The organism is Shinella sp. M31 (assembly GCF_049199205.1).
In the GTDB taxonomy this organism is placed as follows: Bacteria; Pseudomonadota; Alphaproteobacteria; order Rhizobiales; family Rhizobiaceae; genus Shinella.
In genome coordinates, this window is record NZ_JBLZPH010000058.1 from 14,111 (window position 1) to 34,430 (window position 20,320).

Annotated in this window: 23 protein-coding genes, 1 tRNA gene and 1 riboswitch; of the genes, 12 read left to right on the forward strand and 12 right to left on the reverse strand. The window is 63.5% G+C overall.

Annotated elements, in window-relative coordinates; all coding sequences use genetic code 11:
- The first annotated feature begins 75 nt into the window (after positions 1–75).
- From sufA to ACOZKU_RS08860, 3 genes are all read left to right on the forward strand, one after another.
- A complete protein-coding gene (gene sufA / locus ACOZKU_RS08850) occupies positions 76–465 on the forward strand; it encodes a Fe-S cluster assembly scaffold SufA (protein WP_314093892.1) in 390 nt (129 codons plus the stop codon).
- 114 nt (positions 466–579) lie between these two features.
- Positions 580–2,442, forward strand: coding sequence for an ATP-binding protein (locus tag ACOZKU_RS08855; RefSeq protein WP_421578566.1), 1,863 nt, complete (start codon positions 580–582; stop codon positions 2,440–2,442).
- Positions 2,426–2,833: a response regulator gene (locus ACOZKU_RS08860; protein WP_314093888.1), complete on the forward strand. Its 408-nt coding sequence runs from the start codon at positions 2,426–2,428 to the stop codon at positions 2,831–2,833. Before ACOZKU_RS08855 ends, ACOZKU_RS08860 begins: the two co-directional genes overlap by 17 nt.
- Positions 2,834–3,002: 169 nt before the next feature.
- On the opposite strand, the gene gcvP is transcribed toward ACOZKU_RS08860, so the two are convergent.
- The 4 genes from gcvP to ACOZKU_RS08880 form a co-directional block, all read right to left on the reverse strand.
- Positions 3,003–5,864: an aminomethyl-transferring glycine dehydrogenase gene (gene gcvP, locus ACOZKU_RS08865; protein ID WP_421578567.1), complete on the reverse strand. Its 2,862-nt coding sequence runs from the start codon at positions 5,862–5,864 to the stop codon at positions 3,003–3,005.
- On the reverse strand, positions 5,864–6,226 hold the full coding sequence (gene gcvH / locus ACOZKU_RS08870; protein ID WP_421578568.1) for a glycine cleavage system protein GcvH: 363 nt from the start codon (positions 6,224–6,226) through the stop codon (positions 5,864–5,866). Before gcvH ends, gcvP begins: the two co-directional genes overlap by 1 nt.
- A gap of 43 nt (positions 6,227–6,269) precedes the next feature.
- Positions 6,270–7,409 (reverse strand): glycine cleavage system aminomethyltransferase GcvT, encoded by a 1,140-nt coding sequence (gene gcvT / locus ACOZKU_RS08875; protein WP_421578569.1) that lies wholly within the window; start codon positions 7,407–7,409, stop codon positions 6,270–6,272.
- A 151-nt stretch (positions 7,410–7,560) separates the two neighbouring features.
- A riboswitch (glycine riboswitch) is annotated at positions 7,561–7,663 on the reverse strand.
- 146 nt (positions 7,664–7,809) lie between these two features.
- Positions 7,810–8,091 (reverse strand): hypothetical protein, encoded by a 282-nt coding sequence (locus ACOZKU_RS08880; protein WP_314093880.1) that lies wholly within the window; start codon positions 8,089–8,091, stop codon positions 7,810–7,812.
- A gap of 226 nt (positions 8,092–8,317) precedes the next feature.
- Here ACOZKU_RS08880 and ACOZKU_RS08885 point away from each other — a divergent pair, with 226 nt between their 5' ends.
- The 6 genes from ACOZKU_RS08885 to ACOZKU_RS08910 all read left to right on the forward strand — a co-directional run bounded on the left by ACOZKU_RS08885 (position 8,318) and on the right by ACOZKU_RS08910 (position 12,240).
- The gene (locus ACOZKU_RS08885) at positions 8,318–8,554 is read left to right on the forward strand and encodes an Lrp/AsnC ligand binding domain-containing protein (protein ID WP_117366160.1); all 237 of its coding nucleotides are present in this window, start codon (positions 8,318–8,320) and stop codon (positions 8,552–8,554) included.
- 58 nt (positions 8,555–8,612) lie between these two features.
- Positions 8,613–9,599, forward strand: a complete 987-nt coding sequence (locus tag ACOZKU_RS08890) for an RluA family pseudouridine synthase (protein WP_421578570.1) — start codon at positions 8,613–8,615, stop codon at positions 9,597–9,599.
- Positions 9,599–10,258 (forward strand): HAD-IA family hydrolase, encoded by a 660-nt coding sequence (locus ACOZKU_RS08895; protein ID WP_421578571.1) that lies wholly within the window; start codon positions 9,599–9,601, stop codon positions 10,256–10,258. The genes ACOZKU_RS08890 and ACOZKU_RS08895 overlap by 1 nt, the downstream gene beginning before the upstream one ends.
- Positions 10,258–11,043: an ATP12 family chaperone protein gene (locus ACOZKU_RS08900; RefSeq protein ID WP_421578572.1), complete on the forward strand. Its 786-nt coding sequence runs from the start codon at positions 10,258–10,260 to the stop codon at positions 11,041–11,043. Before ACOZKU_RS08895 ends, ACOZKU_RS08900 begins: the two co-directional genes overlap by 1 nt.
- 74 nt (positions 11,044–11,117) lie before the next feature.
- Positions 11,118–11,771: a hypothetical protein gene (locus ACOZKU_RS08905; RefSeq protein ID WP_421578573.1), complete on the forward strand. Its 654-nt coding sequence runs from the start codon at positions 11,118–11,120 to the stop codon at positions 11,769–11,771.
- A 79-nt stretch (positions 11,772–11,850) separates the two neighbouring features.
- A complete protein-coding gene (locus ACOZKU_RS08910; RefSeq protein WP_421578574.1) occupies positions 11,851–12,240 on the forward strand; it encodes a DoxX family protein in 390 nt (129 codons plus the stop codon).
- Here ACOZKU_RS08910 and sugE read toward each other — a convergent pair.
- The 7 genes from sugE to ACOZKU_RS08945 form a co-directional block, all read right to left on the reverse strand.
- A complete protein-coding gene (gene sugE / locus ACOZKU_RS08915) occupies positions 12,237–12,551 on the reverse strand; it encodes a quaternary ammonium compound efflux SMR transporter SugE (RefSeq protein ID WP_314093867.1) in 315 nt (104 codons plus the stop codon). The two genes, ACOZKU_RS08910 and sugE, sit on opposite strands and share 4 nt — an antisense overlap.
- Before the next feature lie 158 nt (positions 12,552–12,709).
- Complete coding sequence (fghA, locus tag ACOZKU_RS08920) at positions 12,710–13,546, reverse strand: S-formylglutathione hydrolase (protein ID WP_421578575.1); 837 nt, start codon at positions 13,544–13,546, stop codon at positions 12,710–12,712.
- 18 nt (positions 13,547–13,564) lie between these two features.
- Positions 13,565–14,221 (reverse strand): DUF1345 domain-containing protein, encoded by a 657-nt coding sequence (locus tag ACOZKU_RS08925; RefSeq protein WP_421578576.1) that lies wholly within the window; start codon positions 14,219–14,221, stop codon positions 13,565–13,567.
- Complete coding sequence (locus tag ACOZKU_RS08930) at positions 14,218–14,691, reverse strand: YaiI/YqxD family protein (protein ID WP_421578577.1); 474 nt, start codon at positions 14,689–14,691, stop codon at positions 14,218–14,220. The genes ACOZKU_RS08925 and ACOZKU_RS08930 overlap by 4 nt, the downstream gene beginning before the upstream one ends.
- A gap of 98 nt (positions 14,692–14,789) precedes the next feature.
- Complete coding sequence (locus ACOZKU_RS08935; protein WP_421578578.1) at positions 14,790–15,218, reverse strand: GNAT family N-acetyltransferase; 429 nt, start codon at positions 15,216–15,218, stop codon at positions 14,790–14,792.
- A gap of 35 nt (positions 15,219–15,253) precedes the next feature.
- Entirely contained in the window at positions 15,254–16,381 is a 1,128-nt protein-coding gene (locus ACOZKU_RS08940) for an S-(hydroxymethyl)glutathione dehydrogenase/class III alcohol dehydrogenase (protein ID WP_314093859.1), read from the reverse strand.
- Between the two features lie 82 nt (positions 16,382–16,463).
- Positions 16,464–16,868: a helix-turn-helix domain-containing protein gene (locus ACOZKU_RS08945; protein WP_421578600.1), complete on the reverse strand. Its 405-nt coding sequence runs from the start codon at positions 16,866–16,868 to the stop codon at positions 16,464–16,466.
- Positions 16,869–17,067: 199 nt separating this feature from the next.
- On the opposite strand from ACOZKU_RS08945, the gene ACOZKU_RS08950 reads away from it, so the two are divergent.
- Complete coding sequence (locus ACOZKU_RS08950) at positions 17,068–17,973, forward strand: DMT family transporter (RefSeq protein ID WP_421578579.1); 906 nt, start codon at positions 17,068–17,070, stop codon at positions 17,971–17,973.
- Between the two features lie 105 nt (positions 17,974–18,078).
- Positions 18,079–19,317: a hypothetical protein gene (locus ACOZKU_RS08955; protein ID WP_421578580.1), complete on the forward strand. Its 1,239-nt coding sequence runs from the start codon at positions 18,079–18,081 to the stop codon at positions 19,315–19,317.
- Here ACOZKU_RS08955 and lipB read toward each other — a convergent pair.
- On the reverse strand, positions 19,290–20,036 hold the full coding sequence (gene lipB / locus ACOZKU_RS08960; RefSeq protein ID WP_421578581.1) for a lipoyl(octanoyl) transferase LipB: 747 nt from the start codon (positions 20,034–20,036) through the stop codon (positions 19,290–19,292). The genes ACOZKU_RS08955 and lipB overlap by 28 nt on opposite strands.
- Before the next feature lie 195 nt (positions 20,037–20,231).
- Here lipB and ACOZKU_RS08965 point away from each other — a divergent pair.
- Positions 20,232–20,316: transfer RNA gene (locus ACOZKU_RS08965), tRNA-Leu, on the forward strand.
- Positions 20,317–20,320 lie beyond the last annotated feature (4 nt).

The following is a 20,320-nucleotide window of genomic DNA, read 5'->3' on the forward strand; positions in this document are numbered from 1 at the left end:
TTAACGAGGGAACACTAGATTTGGATTCGGAAACCGTCGGGCCTTGAACCCGGCCGGTCGAAGGAGATACGGCCCATGGCCTTTGCAGTGATGACACTTACCGATGCGGCGGCCAGCCGCGTCAAGGCGATCGTCGACAATGCCGGCGGCGATGCCAAGGGCATTCGTGTCGGCATCAAGAAGGGCGGTTGCGCGGGCATGGAATATTCCATTGACCTCGTCACCGAGCCCAACGCCAAGGACGACCTGATCGAGTTGAACGGCGCCCGCGTCTGGGTCGCACCGGAAGCTGTGCTGTATCTGCTCGGCACGCAGATGGATTTCGAAGTGACGACGCTGCGCTCCGGCTTCACCTTCCACAATCCGAACCAGACGTCCGCCTGCGGCTGCGGCGAATCGGTCGAGCTGAAGCCGGCCGACCTTGCGGCGCTCGCCGCAGCGGGCCAGCCGACGGTGCGCGCCTGAAATCAGAGGATGCGGGACTGCAAATCCTTGCACTTTTCTTTGCTGATGGTTTTGCCTAGTCTCCCCCGGCCGGGCGCCTGACGCCGGCGGTGTCGCAAGGGGGAGCGCGCGACGATGGGTTTTGCCGCCGCACTTTACCAGAACCTGCCGTTTCCCGTGCTCATCGTCGATGCTGCCGCGCATGTCGTGTCGCACAACGATGCCGCCGCGCGGACCTTCGGCTGGAACAAGGACGGCCAGATCCCTGCCGAATTGTCCGTTATCGACGGATCCGACGTTGCCGGCCTGCTGGCCCGTCATGCCGCGACCGGGCGTGAGAACGTCTATCCCTTCGCCTTTTGCCATGACAATGGTTCCCGCTTCGAGGCGACGGCCCATGTCATTCCTGTTCCGGACGAGGCGGGCAATGCCCGCTATGCGCTTCTCCTGCGCAGTCTCCTGAGCGGTGGCAGCCATGGCGAGCAGATCCTGCTCGGCCAGCGCATTGCGTCGGCCCTCGACACGATGAATGAGGGGTTTGCGATCTTCGACCAGGAAGAGCGCCTGATCATGTTCAACCGCTCGTACAAGGAACGTACCGGCGCGGCGCGTGATGCTGTGCGTGTCGGCGCGACATTGGAGAGCATCGCGCGCGCCAGCATTCGCGCCAGCATGTTTCCCGGCATCGTTGAGGGCACGCCCGAGGCCGAGGCCATGGTGCGCGAGCGTCTGGAGAGCCACCGCAACACCGACAGCGGCGGCAGCGTCTTCCAATTCGGCAAGGACCGCTGGATTCGCGGCGAGAGCCATGTTTCCGAGACCGGCGATATCGTTGCATTGCGCGTCGACATATCGGAGCTGAAGCGTACGGAGGCGGCGCTGGAGGAAAAGCGCCGCGACTATCTCTCGCTGCTGCAGATTCTGCCCGACATGATCCTGCGTTTCGACAGGAACCTCTCCATCCGCTTTGCCAACGACAAATACGCTGCCCATGTCTGCTCGACGACCGATGAGCTTCTCGGCCGCTATTTGCCGGATGTCGCCTGCGCGCCGGAGCAGACGGCCGGTCTCATGAACATCGCGAACTACACGCGGGATGCGCCAGTGCGCTCGCTCGAGGTTTGTGTCGAAGGGCGGGACGGTCAGGAGGAATGGATGTTCTGGACGGCTGTCGCGATCTTCGATGACGACGGCGTCGCCGAGATCGTCAGCGTCGGCCGTGACATCACCGCGGCCAAGCGCCAGCAGCAGCAGGTGGAAGCCCAGACGAACGAGTTGCGCCGCAAGAACGAGGCGCTCGATCAATTCACCGCCACGGTCTCGCATGACCTGAAGGCGCCGTTGCGCCATCTCTCGATGTTCGCCGAGATGATTTCCGAGGACCTGCACCGCGGCGAGCACGACGAATTGGCGCATTATGCCGACCATGTGCGCAAGAGTGCCGCGCGCATGCGGCGCATTATCGACAGCCTGCTCGAATTTTCGCAAATCGCCTATCGCATCACCACGCCGAAGCCTGTCGGTCTTTCGGATGTCGTGCGCGATGCATTGGTGCTGCTCGAAACGCACGTGCAGGAGGTGGGCGGCACGGTCGAGGTTGCCGCGCTGCCGGAAATCATGGGCGATCAGGAGCTCCTGAAGCGCCTTGCGCAGAACCTCATCGGCAATGCGCTGAAATACCGCAAGCCCGGCGAGGCACCCGTCGTGCGCGTTTATTGCCGGGAAACCGATGAGGCCGTCGATCTCATCGTCGAAGATGACGGCATCGGTATCGACCCGCAGCATGTCGGGCGGATTTTTGAAGTCTTTCAGCGGCTTCACCGGGACGAGACGGTCTATCAGGGCACAGGCGTCGGCCTGGCTCTGGCGCGCCGCATCGTTGAAAGTCACAACGGTGTGATCGCGCTTGACACGACCTATGGTCCGGGCGCACGCTTCATCGTGACGTTTCCGCAACCCGTAAAATCAAGGGGGAGCGATCGTGGTAAGCCTGCCTAGGAAGCTGATCGTCGTCGACGACGATCCGGTGGATGTGCGCTTCGTGATGCGTGCCTTCAGCGATGCCGGCAGCGCCATCGAGATCACCCATGTCGCCGATGCCGACATGGCAAGCGATCGCCTCGCGACGGAAGTCTTCGATTATATCCTGCTCGACATCAATATGCCCGGCACCAACGGCATGGAGCTTCTAAAGCGTTTGCGCGGCGATGCCCGTACGGCGGTGACACCGGTCATCATGCTGTCCTCCTCTTCGAATACAGCGGATATCAACCGCGCCTATGAGAACGGCGCCAATGCCTATGCGGTGAAACCCTCGACGCTCAGCGGCTATCGGGATTTCGCCGAGGGCTTTACCCGCTTCTGGGTGGACGTCGCCGTTTCGCCTTGAGCAACTCCAGCAAAAGTGCGCAGCGGTGTTGCGTCCGGAATTGCGGTGAAAAAATAGGAGGGCGCATCGGCTTTTCGCAGAAAAGCAGATGGCCCGTGCAGTCCCTGCCCGAAAATGAAAAGCCCCGGCCGATGGGATCGGCCGGGGCAAGCATTTTTACGCGCCGCGATTACTCGGCTGCGTCTGCGTAGTCCTCAAGCGGCGGGCAGGAGCAGACGAGGTTGCGGTCGCCGTAGACATTGTCGACGCGGTTGACCGGCGACCAGTACTTGTCGACCCGGAAGGCGCCCGGCGGGTAGCAGGCCTGTTCGCGCGAATAGGGACGGTACCATTCGCCGACCAGGTCTTCCACCGTGTGGGGGGCATTCTTGAGCGGGTTGTTCTCCCGGTCCATCCGGCCTTCCTCGATGGCGCGGGCTTCCTCGCGGATCGACAGCATCGCGTCGCAGAAACGGTCAAGTTCCGCCTTGGTCTCCGATTCCGTCGGCTCGATCATCAGCGTGCCGGCCACCGGCCAGCTCATGGTCGGGGCGTGGAAGCCGCTGTCGATCAGGCGCTTGGCGACGTCGTCGACGGTCACGCCGGCGCTGTCGACCAGCGGGCGCGTGTCGATGATGCATTCATGCGCGACACGACCCTTGGCGGACTTGTAGAGCACGTCATAGGCACCCTTGAGGCGAGCGGCGATATAGTTGGCGTTGAGGATCGCCACCTTCGTCGCCTGCGTCAGGCCCGCACCGCCCATCATCAGGCAGTAGCTCCAAGAGATCGGCAGGATGGAGGCCGAACCGAAGGGCGCGGCCGAAACCGCACCGGCTTCGCCGGTCGTCGGGTTCCCCGGCAGGAAGGGCGCCAGATGCGCCTTCACGCCAATCGGGCCCATGCCGGGACCGCCGCCGCCATGCGGGATGCAGAAGGTCTTGTGCAGGTTGAGGTGGCTGACATCGCCGCCGATGTCGCCGGGGCGGGCAAGGCCCACCATGGCGTTCATGTTGGCGCCGTCCATGTAGACCTGGCCGCCGTGCCTGTGCACGATCTCGCAGACCTCGCGCACATTCTCTTCGAAGACGCCGTGCGTGGAAGGATAGGTGATCATGCAGCACGAGAGGGTTTCCGCGTACTGCTCTGCTTTTGCACGGAAATCATCCATATCGATGTCGCCGTTGTCGGACACCCTCACGACGACGACCTTCATGCCGACCATCTGGGCCGACGCGGGGTTGGTGCCGTGCGCGGAGGTCGGGATGAGGCAGACATCGCGATGGCTGTCGCCATTGGCGAGGTGATAGGCGCGGATCGTCAGGAGGCCGGCATATTCGCCCTGCGCGCCGGAATTCGGCTGCATGGAGAGGGCGTCATAGCCGGTGATGTCGCAGAGTTTTTGCGACAGGTCCTCGATCAGGTGGCGATAGCCCAGCGCCTGGTCGGCGGGAACGAAGGGATGGATCTCCGAAAATTCCGGCCAGGTGATCGGCAGCATTTCCGCCGTCGCATTGAGCTTCATCGTGCAGGAGCCGAGCGGGATCATCGAACGGTCGAGCGCGAGGTCGCGGTCGGAGAGACGGCGGATGTAGCGCGTCATCTCGCTTTCCGCCCGGTTCATATGGAAGATCGGATGCGTCAGGTATTCGCTGGTGCGCAGCAGGTCTTCCGGCAGCCGGTAGCCCGGCTCGAACTCCGCCACCTCGAAATCGCCGCCGAAGGCACGCCAGACGGCTTCCAGCGTGACGGGGCGCGAGCGCTCGTCGAGGCTGATGCCGATACGGTCGTCGCCGATCTTGCGCAGATTGACCTCTTCCGCGACGGCCGTCTTCAGGATGATGCCCTGCAGCTTGCCGACATGGACGGTGATCGTGTCGAAGAACACCTCCGGCTCGACGGTATAGCCGAGCTTTTCCAGGCCCATGGCGAGACGCACGGTCTTCTGGTGCACGCTCTGCGAAATGGCCTTCAGGCCTTGCGGACCGTGGAAGACGGCATACATCGAGGCCATGACGGCGAGCAGCACCTGTGCGGTGCAGATGTTCGACGTCGCCTTTTCGCGGCGGATGTGCTGTTCGCGGGTTTGCAGCGACAGGCGATAGGCGCGGTTGCCGCGGGCGTCGATGGAGACGCCGACGAGGCGGCCCGGCATGGAGCGCTTGTAGGCGTCCTTGACGGCCATATAGGCGGCATGCGGGCCACCGTAGCCGACCGGCACGCCGAAGCGCTGGGTGCAGCCGATGGCGATATCCGCATCCATGTCGCCGGGCGACTTGAGCAGTGCCAGCGCCAGCGGATCGGCAGCGATCACTGCGATGGCGCCAGTCTGGTGGAGGCGGGCGACCAGGCCGGTAAAATCGCGCACATGGCCGTAGGTGCCGGGATACTGGAAGATCGCGCCGAAGACGTCGACCGGGTCGAGCTCGGTGAAGGGATCACCGACGACGATGCTCCAGCCGAGCGGTTCCGAACGGGTCTTCAAGAGCGCGATGGTCTGCGGGTGGCAGTTCTCGTCGACGAAGAAGGTCGTCGCCTTGGACTTTGCCACGCGCTGGGCCATGGCCATGGCTTCGGCGGCCGCGGTTGCCTCGTCGAGCAGCGAGGCGTTCGCCACGTCGAGGCCCGTCAGGTCGCAGACCATCGTCTGGTAGTTGAGCAGCGCTTCCAGGCGGCCTTGGCTGATTTCCGGCTGGTACGGCGTATAGGCCGTGTACCAGGCGGGGTTTTCCAGGATGGTGCGCTGGATGACCGGCGGCGTGATCGTGCCGTAATACCCCTGGCCGATCAGCGAGACGAGCTTCTTGTTGCGGCTGGCGGTCTCGCGCAGCTTATCGAGCGCCTCGCGCTCGGTCATCGCCGCACCCCATTCGAGCGGCTTTTCCTGGCGGATCGATTTCGGCACTGTGTCGTCGATCAGCGCGTCGAGGCTCGGATAACCGATCACCTTGAGCATCGCCTCCATCTCCTTCGGCGAGGGGCCGATATGGCGACGGTTGGCGAAGTCGTAGGGCTGGTAATCGGTAAAGGCAAAGTCCTTGGGGAGAGACATCAGCCGACAAGCTCCTTGTAGGCGGCTTCATCCATCAGGCCGTCGGCATCGGCCACATTGGCAAGCTTCAGCTTGAAGAACCAGCCGGCGCCCTGCGGATCGCTGTTGACGAGGGACGGATCGGCGGTGATCGCCTCGTTGACTTCGACGATCTCGCCGTCAAGCGGGCAATAGACGTCGGAGGCCGCCTTCACGCTCTCGACGGTGGCCGCATCGCCGCCCTTCGAGAAGGTCGCGCCGACCTCCGGCAGTTCGACGAAAACGAGGTCGCCGAGCTGTTCGGCTGCGTGCGTGGTGATGCCGACGGTCGCAACGCCGCCTTCGATCTTCAGCCACTCATGTTCTTCGGTGAATTTCAGCATGTTCGTTCCTCTCTCGGAATGATTTTGGTTGGGTGCGCTGGTATCAGCGCTTGAAGGTGTTCTTGATGAAGGGCATGGCGGCGACGGTGACGGGCAGGAATTTGCCGCGCACACCGGCATAGAGCGGGGTGCCGGGCGCAACGACCGCCTTGCTCACGTAGCCCATGGCGACGGGGCCATCGACATTGGGGCCGAAGCCGCCCGAGGTGACCGTGCCGACGACATCCTCGCCCTCGGGATCGGTGGCGAGCACGGCGCCTGCGCGTACCGGCGCGCGCCCCTCGGCTCGCAGACCGACGCGGCGGCGGGCCGCACCGTTTTCAAGCTGGTCGAGGATGACGGCGCTGCCTGGGAAACCACCTTCGCGCTCGCCGCCCTTGCGGCGCACCTTCTGGATCGCCCATTCCAGCGCGCCTTCGACGGGCGTCGTGCCGGTGTCGATATCGTTGCCATAGAGGCAGAGGCCGGCTTCGAGGCGCAGCGAATCGCGGGCGCCGAGGCCGATCGGCAGCACGTCCGGATGGTCGAGCAGACGGCGACAGACGGTTTCGGCCAGTGCCGCCGGGATGGAAATCTCGAACCCGTCCTCTCCGGTATAGCCGGAGCGCGAGACGATGCAGTCGGCGTCGTGCAGGTCGCAGGCGCGCACGTCCATGAAACGCATGGAGGAAACATCGGCCCAGAGTTCAGCCAGCACGGATTCGGCGCGCGGCCCCTGAAGGGCGACCAGTGCACGGTCGTTATGCAGCGTCAGTTCGCAGACATCACCGATCTTCGCCTGCATATGAGCGAAGTCCTGATCCTTGCAGGCGGCGTTGACGACGACATAGAAATGGTCGCCGCGGTTGGCGATCATCAGGTCGTCGAGAATGCCGCCCTCGTCATTGGTGAAGAGCGCATAGCGCTGGCGGCCTTCACCGAGGCCGACGACATCGACCGGCACCAGCGTTTCCAGCGCACGAGCGGCATCGGCATTGTCGCCGGAACGGGCGCGCACAGTGACTTGGCCCATATGCGAGACGTCGAACAGGCCGGCGGCGGCGCGGGTGTGCAGGTGTTCCTTCATCACGCCGGCCGTATATTGCACCGGCATCTCGTAGCCGGCAAACGGCACCATGCGGCCGCCGAGCGATACGTTCAGCGCGTGAAGCGGTGTTTTCTTGAGTTCAGACGATCCGTCCAAAAGGCGCCCTCCAGTCCATGGGCGCCCAGTTCAAGGGCGCCGGCTCACAATCCGGCGCAGCTGCGCCGTTCTCCTGAGCCCCCTCTGTCCCTTCGCCTGAGATTGTTATCCCTTCGGCGAGCGCTTTCGCGCTTCTCTCCAGAGTTCTGACGGCACCTTGCTGGTCCTTTTGCCTGAGAGTTTCCGGGGCGGTTGCTCCTTCGGCACCGGCGCTACCCTGTCTCAGGGCGGCCGGTTTCTCCCAGCGAGGTTGGCTCCAGATAACGGCCTTGCCCGTGTTTTGGCAAGAGGCGGCGTCGCTGCCGAGCACATTTTTGTCGTTCAGGGAAGGGGGCAAAGAAAAGGCCCCATGAGGGGCCTTAGTCGGTTGGAGGACGGCTGCAGTCCTTTGAGGGGAGGATCAGGCGGGTTCGGCTTCCTGTTGAACGGGGGCGCCGTTCTCGTCATAGAGGCGTTGCGCCTCCGCGACCGTCACCTGCGGCGACCTGCCGGGCGCGGTGATAAGCGCGAGCGCGAGCGCCGGCGGCTGGATGACGTTGAGCACCGCGACGGTGCGCGCGTCCCCATGGATCTTCGCGTCCTCGCTCCAGGTGTGGATGCGCTGCTCGAACAGCGTGTTCGCGCGGGTCTGCATCTTCATGCCCTGGGCGGCATAGGCGGCGGTGGCGGGCGAAACTGTCACGATCTGAGTCATGGCGTTCAACGAGAGTTGGTTCAGGTTCGTGCAATTTATCATTTGCGCCTTTCGCGTCTGTGAAACGCGGCGGTTGCATTTTCATCGACTTTTAACGATCTGTGCGAAATTCGGTCGGACTTGCCTTTTCGACGCAATTTCCGTCATAAGAGGACGGAAATGCCGCCGGAATCGGGCGGCTGAAGCAGATGCCGCCGATGTTGCGGGAGGACCGATGAAGCCGATTTTCGTGCAATTGCAATGCGCTCCGGGCAAGACCTATGAAGTCGCCGATGCGCTTTACGCTACGGAACTCATTTCGGAGCTTTATTCCACCAGCGGCGAGTACGACCTGCTCCTCAAGGTCTATGTCGACAGCGAGGAGGATATCGGCAAATTTATCAACGACCACGTCGCCTCCATCCCCGGCATCGTGCGTTCGCTGACCACGCTGACCTTCCGCGCGTTCTAAGACTGTTCCCCTCCGCCGCTTCTTGCGCTAAAGCACGGCGCAACGAAAGAAGGCTGACATGGCAGGCATCGAACACAAGCAGGTTGAGAGCGACGAGGCGGGCATGCGCCTCGACCGGTGGTTCAAGGTCCATTATCCGGGCCTCGGCTTCGGCCCGCTCCAGAAATTGCTGCGCTCCGGCCAGGTGCGCATCGATGGCGGCCGCGTCAAGAGCGACACCCGCGTACAGCCCGGACAGATGATCCGCATCCCTCCCATGGAGGTCGATGCCAAGAAGACCGGGCCGATCGCCGGCCGCGAGCTGAAACATTCCTCCGATCACGAACTGCTTTCCCGCATGCTGCTGCATGAGGACGAGAAGGTCATCGTGCTCAACAAGCCGGCCGGCATCGCCGTGCAGGGCGGTTCCGGCGTCAACCGCCATATCGACCAGATGCTCGAAGCCTGGACCAGTCCGAAGGGCGAGAAGCCGCGCCTCGTGCACCGGCTCGACCGCGACACGTCGGGCGTGCTCGTCATCGCCCGCACGCGTGGCGCCGCGCAGAAGCTGACCGCCGCCTTCCGCGAGCGCGACACCAAGAAGACCTATTGGTCACTGGTGATGGGTGTGCCGAAGAAGCGTGAGGACAAGATTTCGACCTGGCTCGTCAAGGAACAGACGCCGGATGGCGACCGCATGCGCATCGCCAAGCACGGCGAGGACGGTGCCGACCATGCGGTTTCCTTCTACCGCATCATCGAGCAGGCCGCACAGAACTATGCGTGGCTGGAGATGGAGCCCTATACCGGCCGCACGCATCAGCTGCGCGTGCATGCCGCGCATATCGGTCATCCGATTATCGGCGATCCGAAATATTTCGAGGCCGATCTCAACTGGGCCTTTCCGGGCGGCGTGCAGAACCGTCTGCACCTCCATGCCCGCCGCATCGACATTCCGCACCCCAATGGCGGGCGCCTGCGCGTGACCGCTCCGCTACCGCCGCATATGGTGCAGACCTGGAACCTCTTCGGCTTCGACCAGACCGCGGCGGACGAGGAAGACTGATGCGGCTTGCGCTTTTCGATTGCGACGGCACGCTGGTGGACAGCGCGCGGCTGATCCATGAGGTCATGGCCCGCACCTTCGTCGATTTCGGCTATGCCCGGCCGGACATTTCCGAGACCAAGGCGATCATCGGGCTGACGCTCGACATCGCCATTGCCCGCATGCAGGGCAAGCCGCATGTCGACGACGAGGCGCTGGCGATGACGGCGCACTACAAATCGGCCTATACCGGCGTGCGCGCCGAGCCCGGCTTCCAGGAGCCGCTGTTTGCCGGCATCGCCGAGATGATGGCGCAACTAGAGCGCCAGGACGATCTTTTGATCGGTGCCGTCACGGGAAAATCCCGCCGTGGGCTCGATCTCATCCGCGCCGCCCATGGTTTCGACAAGACCTTCTTCGTCTCGCGCACGGCGGACGACTGCCCGTCCAAGCCGCACCCCGCCATGGTGACGGAATGCTGCAGCGAAGCCGGAATTGATGCGGCCCGCACGGTTGTCATCGGCGATGCGATTTACGATATGCAGATGGCGAAGGCGGCCGGGGCGAAAGCCATCGGCGTGTCCTGGGGCTATGCCAGCGTGCCCGAACTGGTCGCGGCCGGCGCGGATCACATCCTGCGCACGCCCGCAGACCTTCTCGACTGGTTGGAGACTTTCTGATGCGTGACATCCTGAGCGATCTTTCCGATGCGATGAGCGATCCCGATCCGGTGCGCCGTGCGCAGATCCAGATGAAGCGGCCGCTGCCCAAGCGTTTCTACAAGGACGTCTCGACCGACAAGGCGGGCGAGGGGTTTCGCATCCTCCTCGACGGTCGCCCGGTGCGCACGCCCGGCAAGAGGCTGCTGGCTGTTCCCACCCAGGCGATCGCCGACCGTCTGAAGGCGGAATGGGATGCGCAGGCTGAAGAAATCGATCCGGCAAAGATGCCGGCGACGCGCCTCGTCAACACGGCCGTCGACGGTGTTGCGGAAAATCTCGATGCGGTCTTCGACGAGATCGTGCGTTTCGCCGGCACGGACATGGTCTGCTACCGGGCGGATTCGCCCGAGGGTCTCGTCGCGCGCCAGCGCGACGGCTGGGATCCGGTGCTGCGCTGGGCGGCGGACGCCAAGGGCATCCGCTTCATCCTCGTCGAGGGCGTGATGCATCAGGAGCAGCCGGCCCCCGCCATCGAAGCCTACGCCGCGGCACTCTCCGCCTGGCGCGACCCGCTGGCGCTTGCCTGCGTGCACACCGTCACGACGCTGACCGGCTCGGCGCTGCTGGGCCTTGCCTTCGCCGAAGGCATCATCGACGCCGACAAGGCCTGGTCGCTCGCCCATATCGATGAGGACTGGCAGATCGAGCATTGGGGCACCGACGAGGAAGCCTTCCATCGTCGCGAGCTGCGCCGCGAGGAACTGGATGTCGCCGCATCCGTGCTGTCAGAAATGCCGCGCTGACCAGACTTTCTTAAGATTTCCGCCGCATTTTGGCACATCGTTCCAACAGCCACAGCCGTCCCGTACCGAGTCCCATGCAGTTCCTTCTCCGCGCCGCTCTTTCCGTCTGCCTCGTTCTTTCCGTGCCGTTCAGTGCCAGTGCCGAGGGTTTTCCCGTCCGTGATATCCGCAAGGTCGTGGTGAGCGGTGACGGCAACGTGCCGTCCGTGGTTCTCAAGCGCACCGATGCCTATTTGAAGCGCGCCGCCAAGGCGACGCGCCGTGCGGTCGCGCTTGATCGCGCATCGATGGAGGTGCGCGTGACCGGCCTCACGCAGTCGGCTACGGGAGCGAGTTCGGCAAAGGTCACGGTCACGCTTTCCGACCTGAAGGGCGGCGTCTCCGCGCGCGATACGCTGACCGTCAACAGCTTCATGCCCTCCAGCAAGGGGCGCAACGCAGCGCTCGGCGATGCCATCGCCAAGCGCGTGGCGATCGCCTATCACCTGTCGCCGGTCGCGGCCGGCAAGCTCAATGAAGGCAAGCGTCCGTCCAAGGGCCGCAAATATGCCGGCGGCAAGCGCAAGCCGGCGGGCCGTCAGGCTGTGACGACGCGCACCCGCAGGGACAACCGCCCGCTGGTCATTCCGACCGAGGCGGCCCTGACGGTGCGGTCGCGTGCGCTCGCCGAGGGATCGAGCGGCAAGATCGCCCCTTGTGTCGTGACCCAGTCGATCAGCTGCGAGTGAACCTGCGCGCCGTTCGAAACGATATCCAGAAAAACATGATACCATTCCCCTCCGAGTGAAACGGAAGGGAGTGTCTGCCATGTTCGACCGCTTGTCCGCCTATCAGCCTCAGGCGCTTGCCGCCTTGCGCATGATGTCTGCGCTACTCTTCATCGAGCATGGCACGCAGAAATTCTTCAATTTCCCGCCTGCCGAGCAGCCGTTCGGCGACCTGATGAACATTATCGGCATTGCAGGCGTGCTGGAGGTGGTCGGCGGGATCCTGCTTTTGATCGGGCTCTTCACGCGGCCGGTGGCCTTCGTGCTCTGCGGCTTCATGGCTATTGCCTATTTCATGGCGCATGCGCCGCAGAGCTTCTTTCCGGTCAACAATCGCGGCGATGCCGCGATCCTGTTCTGCTTCGTCTTTCTCTACCTGACGGCGGCCGGGCCGGGGGCGTTCGCCCTCGACAACAGCCGTAGACGTTAGGCGACGAACTTCAGGCCCAAAATGCCGGTGACGATGAGGGCGATGCAGCCGATCCGCATGGCGGTCACCGGCTCGGCGAAAAGCACGATGCCGAGAATGACCGTGCCGACCGTACCGATGCCGGTCCAGATCGCATAGGCCGTGCCCATGGGCAGCGTTTTCACGGCAAGGCCGAGAAGCACGATGCTGACGAGCATGGAGCCGGCGGTGAGGACGGTCGGAACCAGCTTGGTGAAGCCGTCGGTATATTTGAGACCGATGGCCCAGCCGATTTCAAAGAGACCTGCGAGGGTAAGAAGGATCCAGGGCATTTGCCTACTCCGTTTCAAGGGAGCGAGGCCGTCCCCGCGATCGTGACCGGGATGTTCCCGGGGGTAGCCGTCTACCGGGCGCGACTATTGCCCAGCGAGAGCGGAAGGGCAAGGGCAGGAGCGGCATGTCAGCCATGCGCCCCCGCCATAGCGTTCAGTTATGCGCCGAGGCGTTCGGCATGCCACTTCAGGTGCTCGTCCATGAAGGTCGAGATGAAGTAGTAGGAATGATCGTAGCGCTCATGCATGCGCAGCGTCAGCTTGATATCCGTGTCCTTGACCGCCTCTTCGAACAGCCAGGGGCGCAGGCCGTTGTCCAGGAAGCCGTCGGCCTTGCCCTGGTCGATCAGGAATTCCGAGAAGCGGGCACCGTCCTCGACGAGCGCGCAGGCATCGTATTCGCGCCAGGCCGCCTTGTCGGCGCCGAGATATTTCTCGAAGGCCGGCATGGACCAGTCGGCGCTCGAGGGCGCGACGATCGGCGCGAAGGCCGAGCAGCTCTTGAAACGGTCCGGGTGCTTCAGCGCGATGGTTATGGCGCCATGGCCGCCCATCGAATGGCCGAAAATGCCCTGGCGGTCCATGTCCATGCGAAAATGCTGACGCAGGAAGTTCGGCAGCTCTTCCGTGATGTAGCTGTACATCTGGTAGTGCTCGGCCCAGGGCGCTTGCGTGGCATCGAGATAGAAACCGGCACCCTTGCCCATCTGCCAGTTGGTCAGTTCGTCCGGCACGTCATTGCCGCGCGGGCTGGTATCCGGGCAGACCACGATCAGGCCGAGCTCGGCGGCCATGCGGCGGTACTCGCCCTTCTCCATCACGTTGGCATGGGTGCAGGTGAGGCCGGACAGATACCACAGCACCGGGCGCGGCTCCTTGATCGCCTGCGGCGGCACGAAGACGGCGAAGGTCATCTCGGTCTTGCAGGCGTCGGACTCATGGGCGAAGACGCCCTGCATGCCGCCGAAGGCGGTGTTCTGGGAAAGCACTTTCATCAAAAACTCCGATTGTTTTCAGGATGCGAGCGACACCGCCACGTTGACCGCGGCGGCGACCAGCACCGTGTTGAAGAAGAAGGACGTGACGGCGTGCAGCAGATTGACCTTGCGCATCGCCGTGGAGGTGATCGCGACGTCGGAGGTCTGCGCCGTCATGCCGATCACAAAGGCGAAATAGAGAAAGTCATAGGCGCCGGGCGGCGCCCTGCCCGGAAAATCGAGGCTGCGGCCGACGTCGTCGCTCTCCTCGGTGCTGCCGGGGCGCCAGTAGAGATGGGCATAGTGCAGGGCGGCCATGGTGTGGATGGTGAACCAGCCGAGGGCCACCGAGGCAACGGCGAGCACGAATTCAAGGCCGGAAGCGGAGGCTTCGTTCAGCACGACGAAAAGCGAGCCTGTCGCGACGGCGACCGCGAGAAAGGTGACGGCGAAGATAATCGCGACCGGCTCGTCTGAATCCGTCGCATAGTGTTCGAGATAGGTGGCGGTCAGATGCGGCAGGCGTATCGCCATCAGCACGAGATAGCTGAGGAAAAACGCGATAGCCGCGATGTCGATCGCAAAGTCCGGCTTCAGCCAGAGGGCGGGAATACCCAGAAGCAGGGCAGCGCCGATCCCCGCATAGAAGGGCACATGCCGGCCATAGACCTTGCGTCCCGGCGCCTCCGTCATACGCCGGCCCGCGCGCTTTTTGCCCGGCGGCAGAGCCGATCGAGCGTCTCCAGGAAGGCGGAGCGATCACGTGGCGAGAAGGCGGCGTTGTAGCCCTTGCTCTCGCCGGTCTCGCGCAGATGCGCGCCGAGATCGCGCATGGCGCTCGCCATGCCGATATTCGCCTGGTCGAACAGCCGCCCGGTCGGCCCAGTCACGTGCGCGCCCTTGGCGACGCACCGCACCGCCAGCGGCACATCGGCCGTCACGACGATATCGCCTTCGATGACATTGTCGGCGATCCAATTGTCGGCCGCATCGAACGCGCCCGAAACGATGACGTTCTTCACCATCGGATCGCGCGAGGGCCTGAGGCCCGAATTGGCGACGAAGGTCACCGGCAGCGCATGGCGCTCCGCGACCTTCAGAATTTCCGGCTTCACCGGGCAGGCATCGGCATCGACATAGAGGATTGGTGGCGTGTCAGTCATCGAAGTCTCAGAATGGGTCTCTCCGCGGTCTCATGAATGTCTAGAGGTTTTCGGCGAGCAAAACCACATGCCTGACGTCGGTGATGGTCAGCCGATGCTTACTTGGTCCCGGCCGCCCGCACCATGTCGATATGTGGGATGCCGTCCTCGACATATTCCGCTGATATCGGCGTGAAGCCCAGCGCCTTATAGAAGCGCTCCAGATAGCTCTGGGCCGAGAGTTCGATTGCCGCGCCGGGAAAATGCTCCTCGCAGGCGCGGATGGCCTCGCGCATGATCGTTTCGCCCAGCCCCTTGCCACGATGGCCGGGTGCGACGAGCACGCGGCCGATGCGCGGTGCTGCGCCGTTTTCCGGCGGCAACAGCCGGGCATAGGCGGCCGTTTCGCCGTCGATCAGCAGCCGTAGATGCAGCGCGTCGATATCCTTGCCGTCCAGTTCGGGATAGGCGCAGGCCTGCTCGACCACGAACACCGAAACACGCAAGGTCAGCAGCGCATAAAGCTCGACGGCGGAGAATGTTTCCATCCTCCGCACATCGATGCTGTAGGGCGTCTGCGTGCTCAATAAACGACCACGCCGCGGATCGACTCACCCTTGTGCATCAGCTCGAAGCCGTGGTTGATGTCTTCGAGCGGCATCGTATGGGTGATCATCGGATCGATCTGGATCTTGCCATCCATGTACCAGTCGACGATCTTCGGAACGTCCGTGCGGCCGCGCGCGCCGCCGAAAGCCGTGCCCATCCAGTTGCGGCCGGTGACGAGCTGGAACGGACGCGTCGAGATTTCCTGGCCGGCGCCGGCAACGCCGATGATGACCGACTTGCCCCAGCCGCGATGCGAGGATTCCAGCGCCTGGCGCATCACCTTCGTGTTGCCCGTGCAGTCGAACGTGTAGTCGGCGCCGCCGATCAGATCGTTGCCGCGCTTCGTCATGTTGACGAGATAAGGCACGATGTCGTCGCCGACCTCTTTCGGATTGACGAAATGCGTCATGCCGAATTTTTCGCCCCAGGCCTTGCGGTCGGGGTTGATGTCGACGCCGATGATCATGTCTGCACCGGCAAGGCGCAGGCCCTGCAGCACGTTGAGGCCGATGCCGCCGAGGCCGAAGACGATCGCCGTCGAGCCGATCTCGACCTTGGCCGTGTTGATGACCGCGCCGATGCCGGTCGTGACACCGCAGCCGATGTAGCAGACCTTGTCGAAGGGCGCGTCCGGGTTGATTTTGGCGAGCGCGATCTCCGGCAGAACGGTGAAGTTCGAGAAGGTCGAGCAGCCCATGTAATGGTGGATCTTGTCCTTGCCGATCGAGAAGCGCGAGGTGCCGTCGGGCATCAGGCCCTGGCCCTGGGTGGCGCGGATCGAAGTGCAGAGATTGGTCTTGCGGCTCGTGCAGGAATAACATTCACGGCATTCCGGCGTGTAGAGCGGAATGACATGGTCGCCCTTCTTCACTGACGTCACGCCCGGACCGACATCGACGACGATGCCCGCGCCCTCATGGCCGAGAATAGCCGGGAACAGGCCTTCCGGGTCGGCGCCCGAAAGGGTGAAATCGTCGGTGTGGCAGATGCCCGTCGCCTTCACCTCGACCAGCACCTCGCCGGCGCGCGGGCCTTCGAGCTGTACGGTCATGATTTCAAGCGGTTTTCCGGCCTGAACGGCAACGGCGGCACGTACGTCCATGTTCGTCTCCCTATACGGATTCTGTGTTGGCCGGACCATTGCAGAGCCGGTCCGGCGCCTCAAGTGCGTGACGTGGAAAAAATCAGCTTTGATCTGTTTTGATCAATTTGGCGACCTCGGCTTCGAGCGCGGCGATCGCCTTGCCCGTCTGGTCGTGCAGCTGGTGGATTTCGCGCAGCTGCCGTAGCAGCGGGTGAAGATATTCATCACCGGATGGGTCGGCCGGTGCCTCGCCGATGCCGGCAATCAGCCAGGAGGGCGACACGGAGAGTACACCCGCCAGCATGAACAGCGCCTTGGTATCGGGCTCGGCATGGTCGCGTTCCCAGCCGCTCACGGTCTCCTCGGGAAGGCCGAGCCGCGAGGCGAGATCGGAGAGTTCAAGGCCGAGTGCGTCGCGGGCGCGCCAGATGCGCCCGCCCAGCGTATCGCCGTCGGCGCGGCCGGAGGGGAAGGGGATGGTGTTGCTCTCGCCGGGAAAGGTCATCGCGGCCTCCATTTCTTCTTGGCCCCAGTCTACAGGCAAGCCGGTGCCCGCTGCTACCTCAAATGCGCCGCGCCGCGCCGCCCGTGCAGGAGAGATTTCCGGCATTGCCAGCCGGCGCAAAAGGACTATGCAGGGGGCGAACGAGGAGAAGCCGATGAATGCCACGCCCAGCGCCACCGACAGCACCAGCGGAAGCACGATGCAGGGCGTTGCTTTGATGGCCATCGCCATGCTGCTCCTGCCCGGCATGGATGCGATTGCAAAATACATGGCGAACTTCGTCGGCATGTCGCCGGGGCAGGTGACGTTCTACCGTTTTTTCTTTCAGGTGCTTTGCACCGTTCCTTTGATCTTCACGGCGGCCGGCGCCGAAACGTTGCGGCCGAAGCGCCCTTGGCTCAACCTTTTGCGTGGTGCGATCCACGGCGCCGCGAGCCTGCTGTTCTTCGCGGCCGTCAAATACATGCCGCTTGCGGACGTCTTCGCGATCTATTTCGTCGAACCCTTCATCCTGACTGCGATGTCCGCCGCCTTCCTCGGCGACAAGGTCGGCTGGCGGCGCTGGCTGGCCATCATGGTCGGTTTCGGCGGCGCACTGATCGTCATTCAGCCGAGCTTCATTCTCTTCGGCTGGACGGCATTGCTGCCTGTCGCCTGCGCTTTCCTCTATTCCATCTACCTCTTCATGAACCGCGCCATCGGTGATGCCGACTCACCGCTGACCATGCAAACCATCGCCGGCTTCGGCGGTACGGTCCTGATGGGCTTCGCGCTGTTTTTCGGAAACGCCGCCGGCATTGCCGATTTCGCGCCTTCGCTGCCGCCGTCCTTATTCACGCTGGTATTGCTCATCATCCTCGGCGCACTCTCGGGCTATGCGCATATGCTGGTGGTTCGCGCCTTCCGCATGGCGCCGCTCTCGCTGCTCGCGCCGTTCCAGTATTTCGAGATCATCTCGGCGACCGTGCTCGGCTACGCCATCTTCGGCGATTTTCCGACGCCATCGAAATGGCTCGGCATCGCGATCATCGTCGCTTCCGGTCTCTTCATCATCTGGCGCGAGCACAAGGTCCGCAAGCTGACGGCGGCGGCCGCCTTCGACTGACGATACCCGGCGACATCCGACGAGGCCGGACCCGCGATTCTTAACTTTTGTTAGGAGATTGCCGGTAGCCTCGTGCTTCCTGTCATGAAGACCGGGGAGGACGACATGTCGACATCGCTTTCGATGTTTCTGCTGGTGGCGATCAATCTCGGCCTGATCTGGCTTCTGATCGCCGCACCCGTCGGGCGCCGCACGCTGCACCTGACCCGCGTCTTCAAGGCTCCGCCCAGCCGTATCGCTGCGCTTGTCAGCCCGCTCGGCGCGGAGGCGGATTGGCATCCGTCCGTCGTCTCCACCGAAAAGCTTTCTGCCGGTCGCGTCCGCCAGACCCTCTCCCATCCCGATCGCCATGGCGCCCCGATCATGCGCACGCTCGAGGTTCATGAGGCGCGGGATGCGGACGATCTTGCCTGCGAGACGCGGGTGGTCGATGACAGCGCGCTCGATGCCTCCTTCTGGAAAAACTATGTCGAGCGGCGATTCCTGCGTCCCGTGCCGGGCGGCACGGCGCTCACCGTCGAACAGACCGACCGCTATCGCGGCGTCGCCTTCCTGCTCTTCCGCTATATCCAGCTGCGCCGGGAAATGAAGGCGCTCGACCAGTGGCTAGCGACCGGCAAGAGCGATATGGGCGGCCTCCTCGACAGTGGGTGGACGCAGGCGGGACTAGCGGTGCTGTCCACGCTGCTGCTGTGGCCATTCTTCGGGTTCAGCATCCAGGGGCTGCTGCTGTCCACCATGTTGACGGTCGTCATCGTGCTGCACGAGCTCGGCCATATGGCTGCATATTGCGCTTTTGGTCATGGGCGGGTGCGCATGATCTTCGTGCCGTTGCTCGGCGGCATTGCCGTCGGCGGCAGGCCCTACAACTCGCATTTCGAGGTTGCTTTCTGTGCGCTGATGGGAGCCGGCATGTCGGCCTTCCTCGTGCCGCCGCTGATTGCGCTCTATGACGGCGCCGCGACGGGACCGAGCCCGCTCGTGTTCCTTCTCATTCTCGGCGCTTTCAATCTGTTGAACCTGCTGCCGATGCATCGATTCGACGGGGGGCAGGTGCTGCGCCAGGTGTTTTCAACCCGCACCGGCCTGCTGATGGCGAGTTTTCTGGTGACGCTGGCGATCCTTTGGGTCGGCTGGCGCGTCGGCCTGCCGACGCAGATGCTGATCTCCGGGCTTGCCATTTTCACCGTGCTCAGCCTTCTCGGCGCCGGCGGCGTCAAGCCGCGCACGGCGCTCGACCCGATGACGGCGCCGCAGCAACTGCTGGCCGGGTTCGGCCTTTATTCCGCGCTGGTGCTGCACGGCTATGCGGTCATCTATGCCTGTGACAGGCTTCTGGACTGACAGTCTGCATCTGATACCGTCGGGCCAAAGACCCGTTCGAACGAATCGCGGATACGCATATCCACGTCGCTCATCATGACCGGCAGGCCGAGATCGACGAGGCTGGTCACGCCATAGCCGCGGATGCCGCAGGGCACGATGCCGGAGAAATGCTCGAGATCCGGATCGACGTTGAGCGAGAAGCCGTGAAAGCTCACCCAGCGGCGCAGGCGAATGCCGATCGCCGCGATCTTGTCCTCGGCCGGCGAGCCGTCCGGCAACGGCGGCCGGTCCGGCCGGCGCACCCAAACACCGACCCGGTCCTCGCGCCGTTCGCCGCGCACATTCATCGAATCGAGCGCATCGATCACCACGGCTTCGAGCGCTGCCACGAAGGCGCGCACGTCCTGCCGGCGTCGTTTCAGGTCCAGCATGACATAGACGACCCGCTGGCCGGGGCCGTGGTAGGTGTATTCACCACCGCGGCCTGTGGAAAACACCGGAAAACGATCCGGCGCCACGAGATCGGCGGGCACCGCACTCGTGCCGGCCGTATAAAGCGGCGGATGTTCCACCAGCCAGACCAGCTCGTCAGCCTCGCCATTGGCGATCGCAGCCGCCTCGTTCTCCATGGTTTCGACGGCCTCGTCATAGGAAACGAGGTCTCGCGCAATGCGCCAGCGCACCGGCGGCGAGCCGTCGATGGCAAGAAGGGATGTGGAGATGTTCTGACGCTGCATGATGGCCGTCCTTTCGGATTTCTTGTGCCAGATATAGGCGCGATCATGCAAGGATTTCAGGGGTTTCAGGGCATTCGTGAAGGAGCTGTTGAAATTGTTTCGCTTTCCGTCATTTTTCTTGTCGGTCGGCCTTGCACCCCCCAAATGCTTTTGCTACATGCACCTCCGTCGCCGCAAGGCAACGCCTACCACGATGCGGTCGTGGCGGAATTGGTAGACGCGCAGCGTTGAGGTCGCTGTGGGGCAACCCGTGGAAGTTCGAGTCTTCTCGACCGCACCAAAAA

Bases quoted from the DNA above. Each gene is read 5' to 3' on its own strand.
- sufA (WP_314093892.1), top strand. From the start codon at position 76: ATGGCCTTTGCAGTGATGACACTTACCGATGCGGCGGCCAGCCGCGTC.
- ACOZKU_RS08855 (WP_421578566.1), top strand. From the start codon at position 580: ATGGGTTTTGCCGCCGCACTTTACCAGAACCTGCCGTTTCCCGTGCTC.
- gcvP (WP_421578567.1), bottom strand. From the start codon at position 5,864: ATGTCTCTCCCCAAGGACTTTGCCTTTACCGATTACCAGCCCTACGAC.
- gcvH (WP_421578568.1), bottom strand. From the start codon at position 6,226: ATGCTGAAATTCACCGAAGAACATGAGTGGCTGAAGATCGAAGGCGGC.
- ACOZKU_RS08885 (WP_117366160.1), top strand. From the start codon at position 8,318: ATGAAGCCGATTTTCGTGCAATTGCAATGCGCTCCGGGCAAGACCTAT.
- ACOZKU_RS08890 (WP_421578570.1), top strand. From the start codon at position 8,613: ATGGCAGGCATCGAACACAAGCAGGTTGAGAGCGACGAGGCGGGCATG.
- ACOZKU_RS08895 (WP_421578571.1), top strand. From the start codon at position 9,599: ATGCGGCTTGCGCTTTTCGATTGCGACGGCACGCTGGTGGACAGCGCG.
- ACOZKU_RS08900 (WP_421578572.1), top strand. From the start codon at position 10,258: ATGCGTGACATCCTGAGCGATCTTTCCGATGCGATGAGCGATCCCGAT.
- ACOZKU_RS08905 (WP_421578573.1), top strand. From the start codon at position 11,118: ATGCAGTTCCTTCTCCGCGCCGCTCTTTCCGTCTGCCTCGTTCTTTCC.
- ACOZKU_RS08910 (WP_421578574.1), top strand. From the start codon at position 11,851: ATGTTCGACCGCTTGTCCGCCTATCAGCCTCAGGCGCTTGCCGCCTTG.
- sugE (WP_314093867.1), bottom strand. From the start codon at position 12,551: ATGCCCTGGATCCTTCTTACCCTCGCAGGTCTCTTTGAAATCGGCTGG.
- fghA (WP_421578575.1), bottom strand. From the start codon at position 13,546: ATGAAAGTGCTTTCCCAGAACACCGCCTTCGGCGGCATGCAGGGCGTC.
- ACOZKU_RS08925 (WP_421578576.1), bottom strand. From the start codon at position 14,221: ATGACGGAGGCGCCGGGACGCAAGGTCTATGGCCGGCATGTGCCCTTC.
- ACOZKU_RS08930 (WP_421578577.1), bottom strand. From the start codon at position 14,691: ATGACTGACACGCCACCAATCCTCTATGTCGATGCCGATGCCTGCCCG.
- ACOZKU_RS08935 (WP_421578578.1), bottom strand. From the start codon at position 15,218: ATGGAAACATTCTCCGCCGTCGAGCTTTATGCGCTGCTGACCTTGCGT.
- ACOZKU_RS08940 (WP_314093859.1), bottom strand. From the start codon at position 16,381: ATGGACGTACGTGCCGCCGTTGCCGTTCAGGCCGGAAAACCGCTTGAA.
- ACOZKU_RS08945 (WP_421578600.1), bottom strand. From the start codon at position 16,868: ATGACCTTTCCCGGCGAGAGCAACACCATCCCCTTCCCCTCCGGCCGC.
- ACOZKU_RS08950 (WP_421578579.1), top strand. From the start codon at position 17,068: ATGCAGGGCGTTGCTTTGATGGCCATCGCCATGCTGCTCCTGCCCGGC.
- ACOZKU_RS08955 (WP_421578580.1), top strand. From the start codon at position 18,079: ATGTCGACATCGCTTTCGATGTTTCTGCTGGTGGCGATCAATCTCGGC.
- lipB (WP_421578581.1), bottom strand. From the start codon at position 20,036: ATGCAGCGTCAGAACATCTCCACATCCCTTCTTGCCATCGACGGCTCG.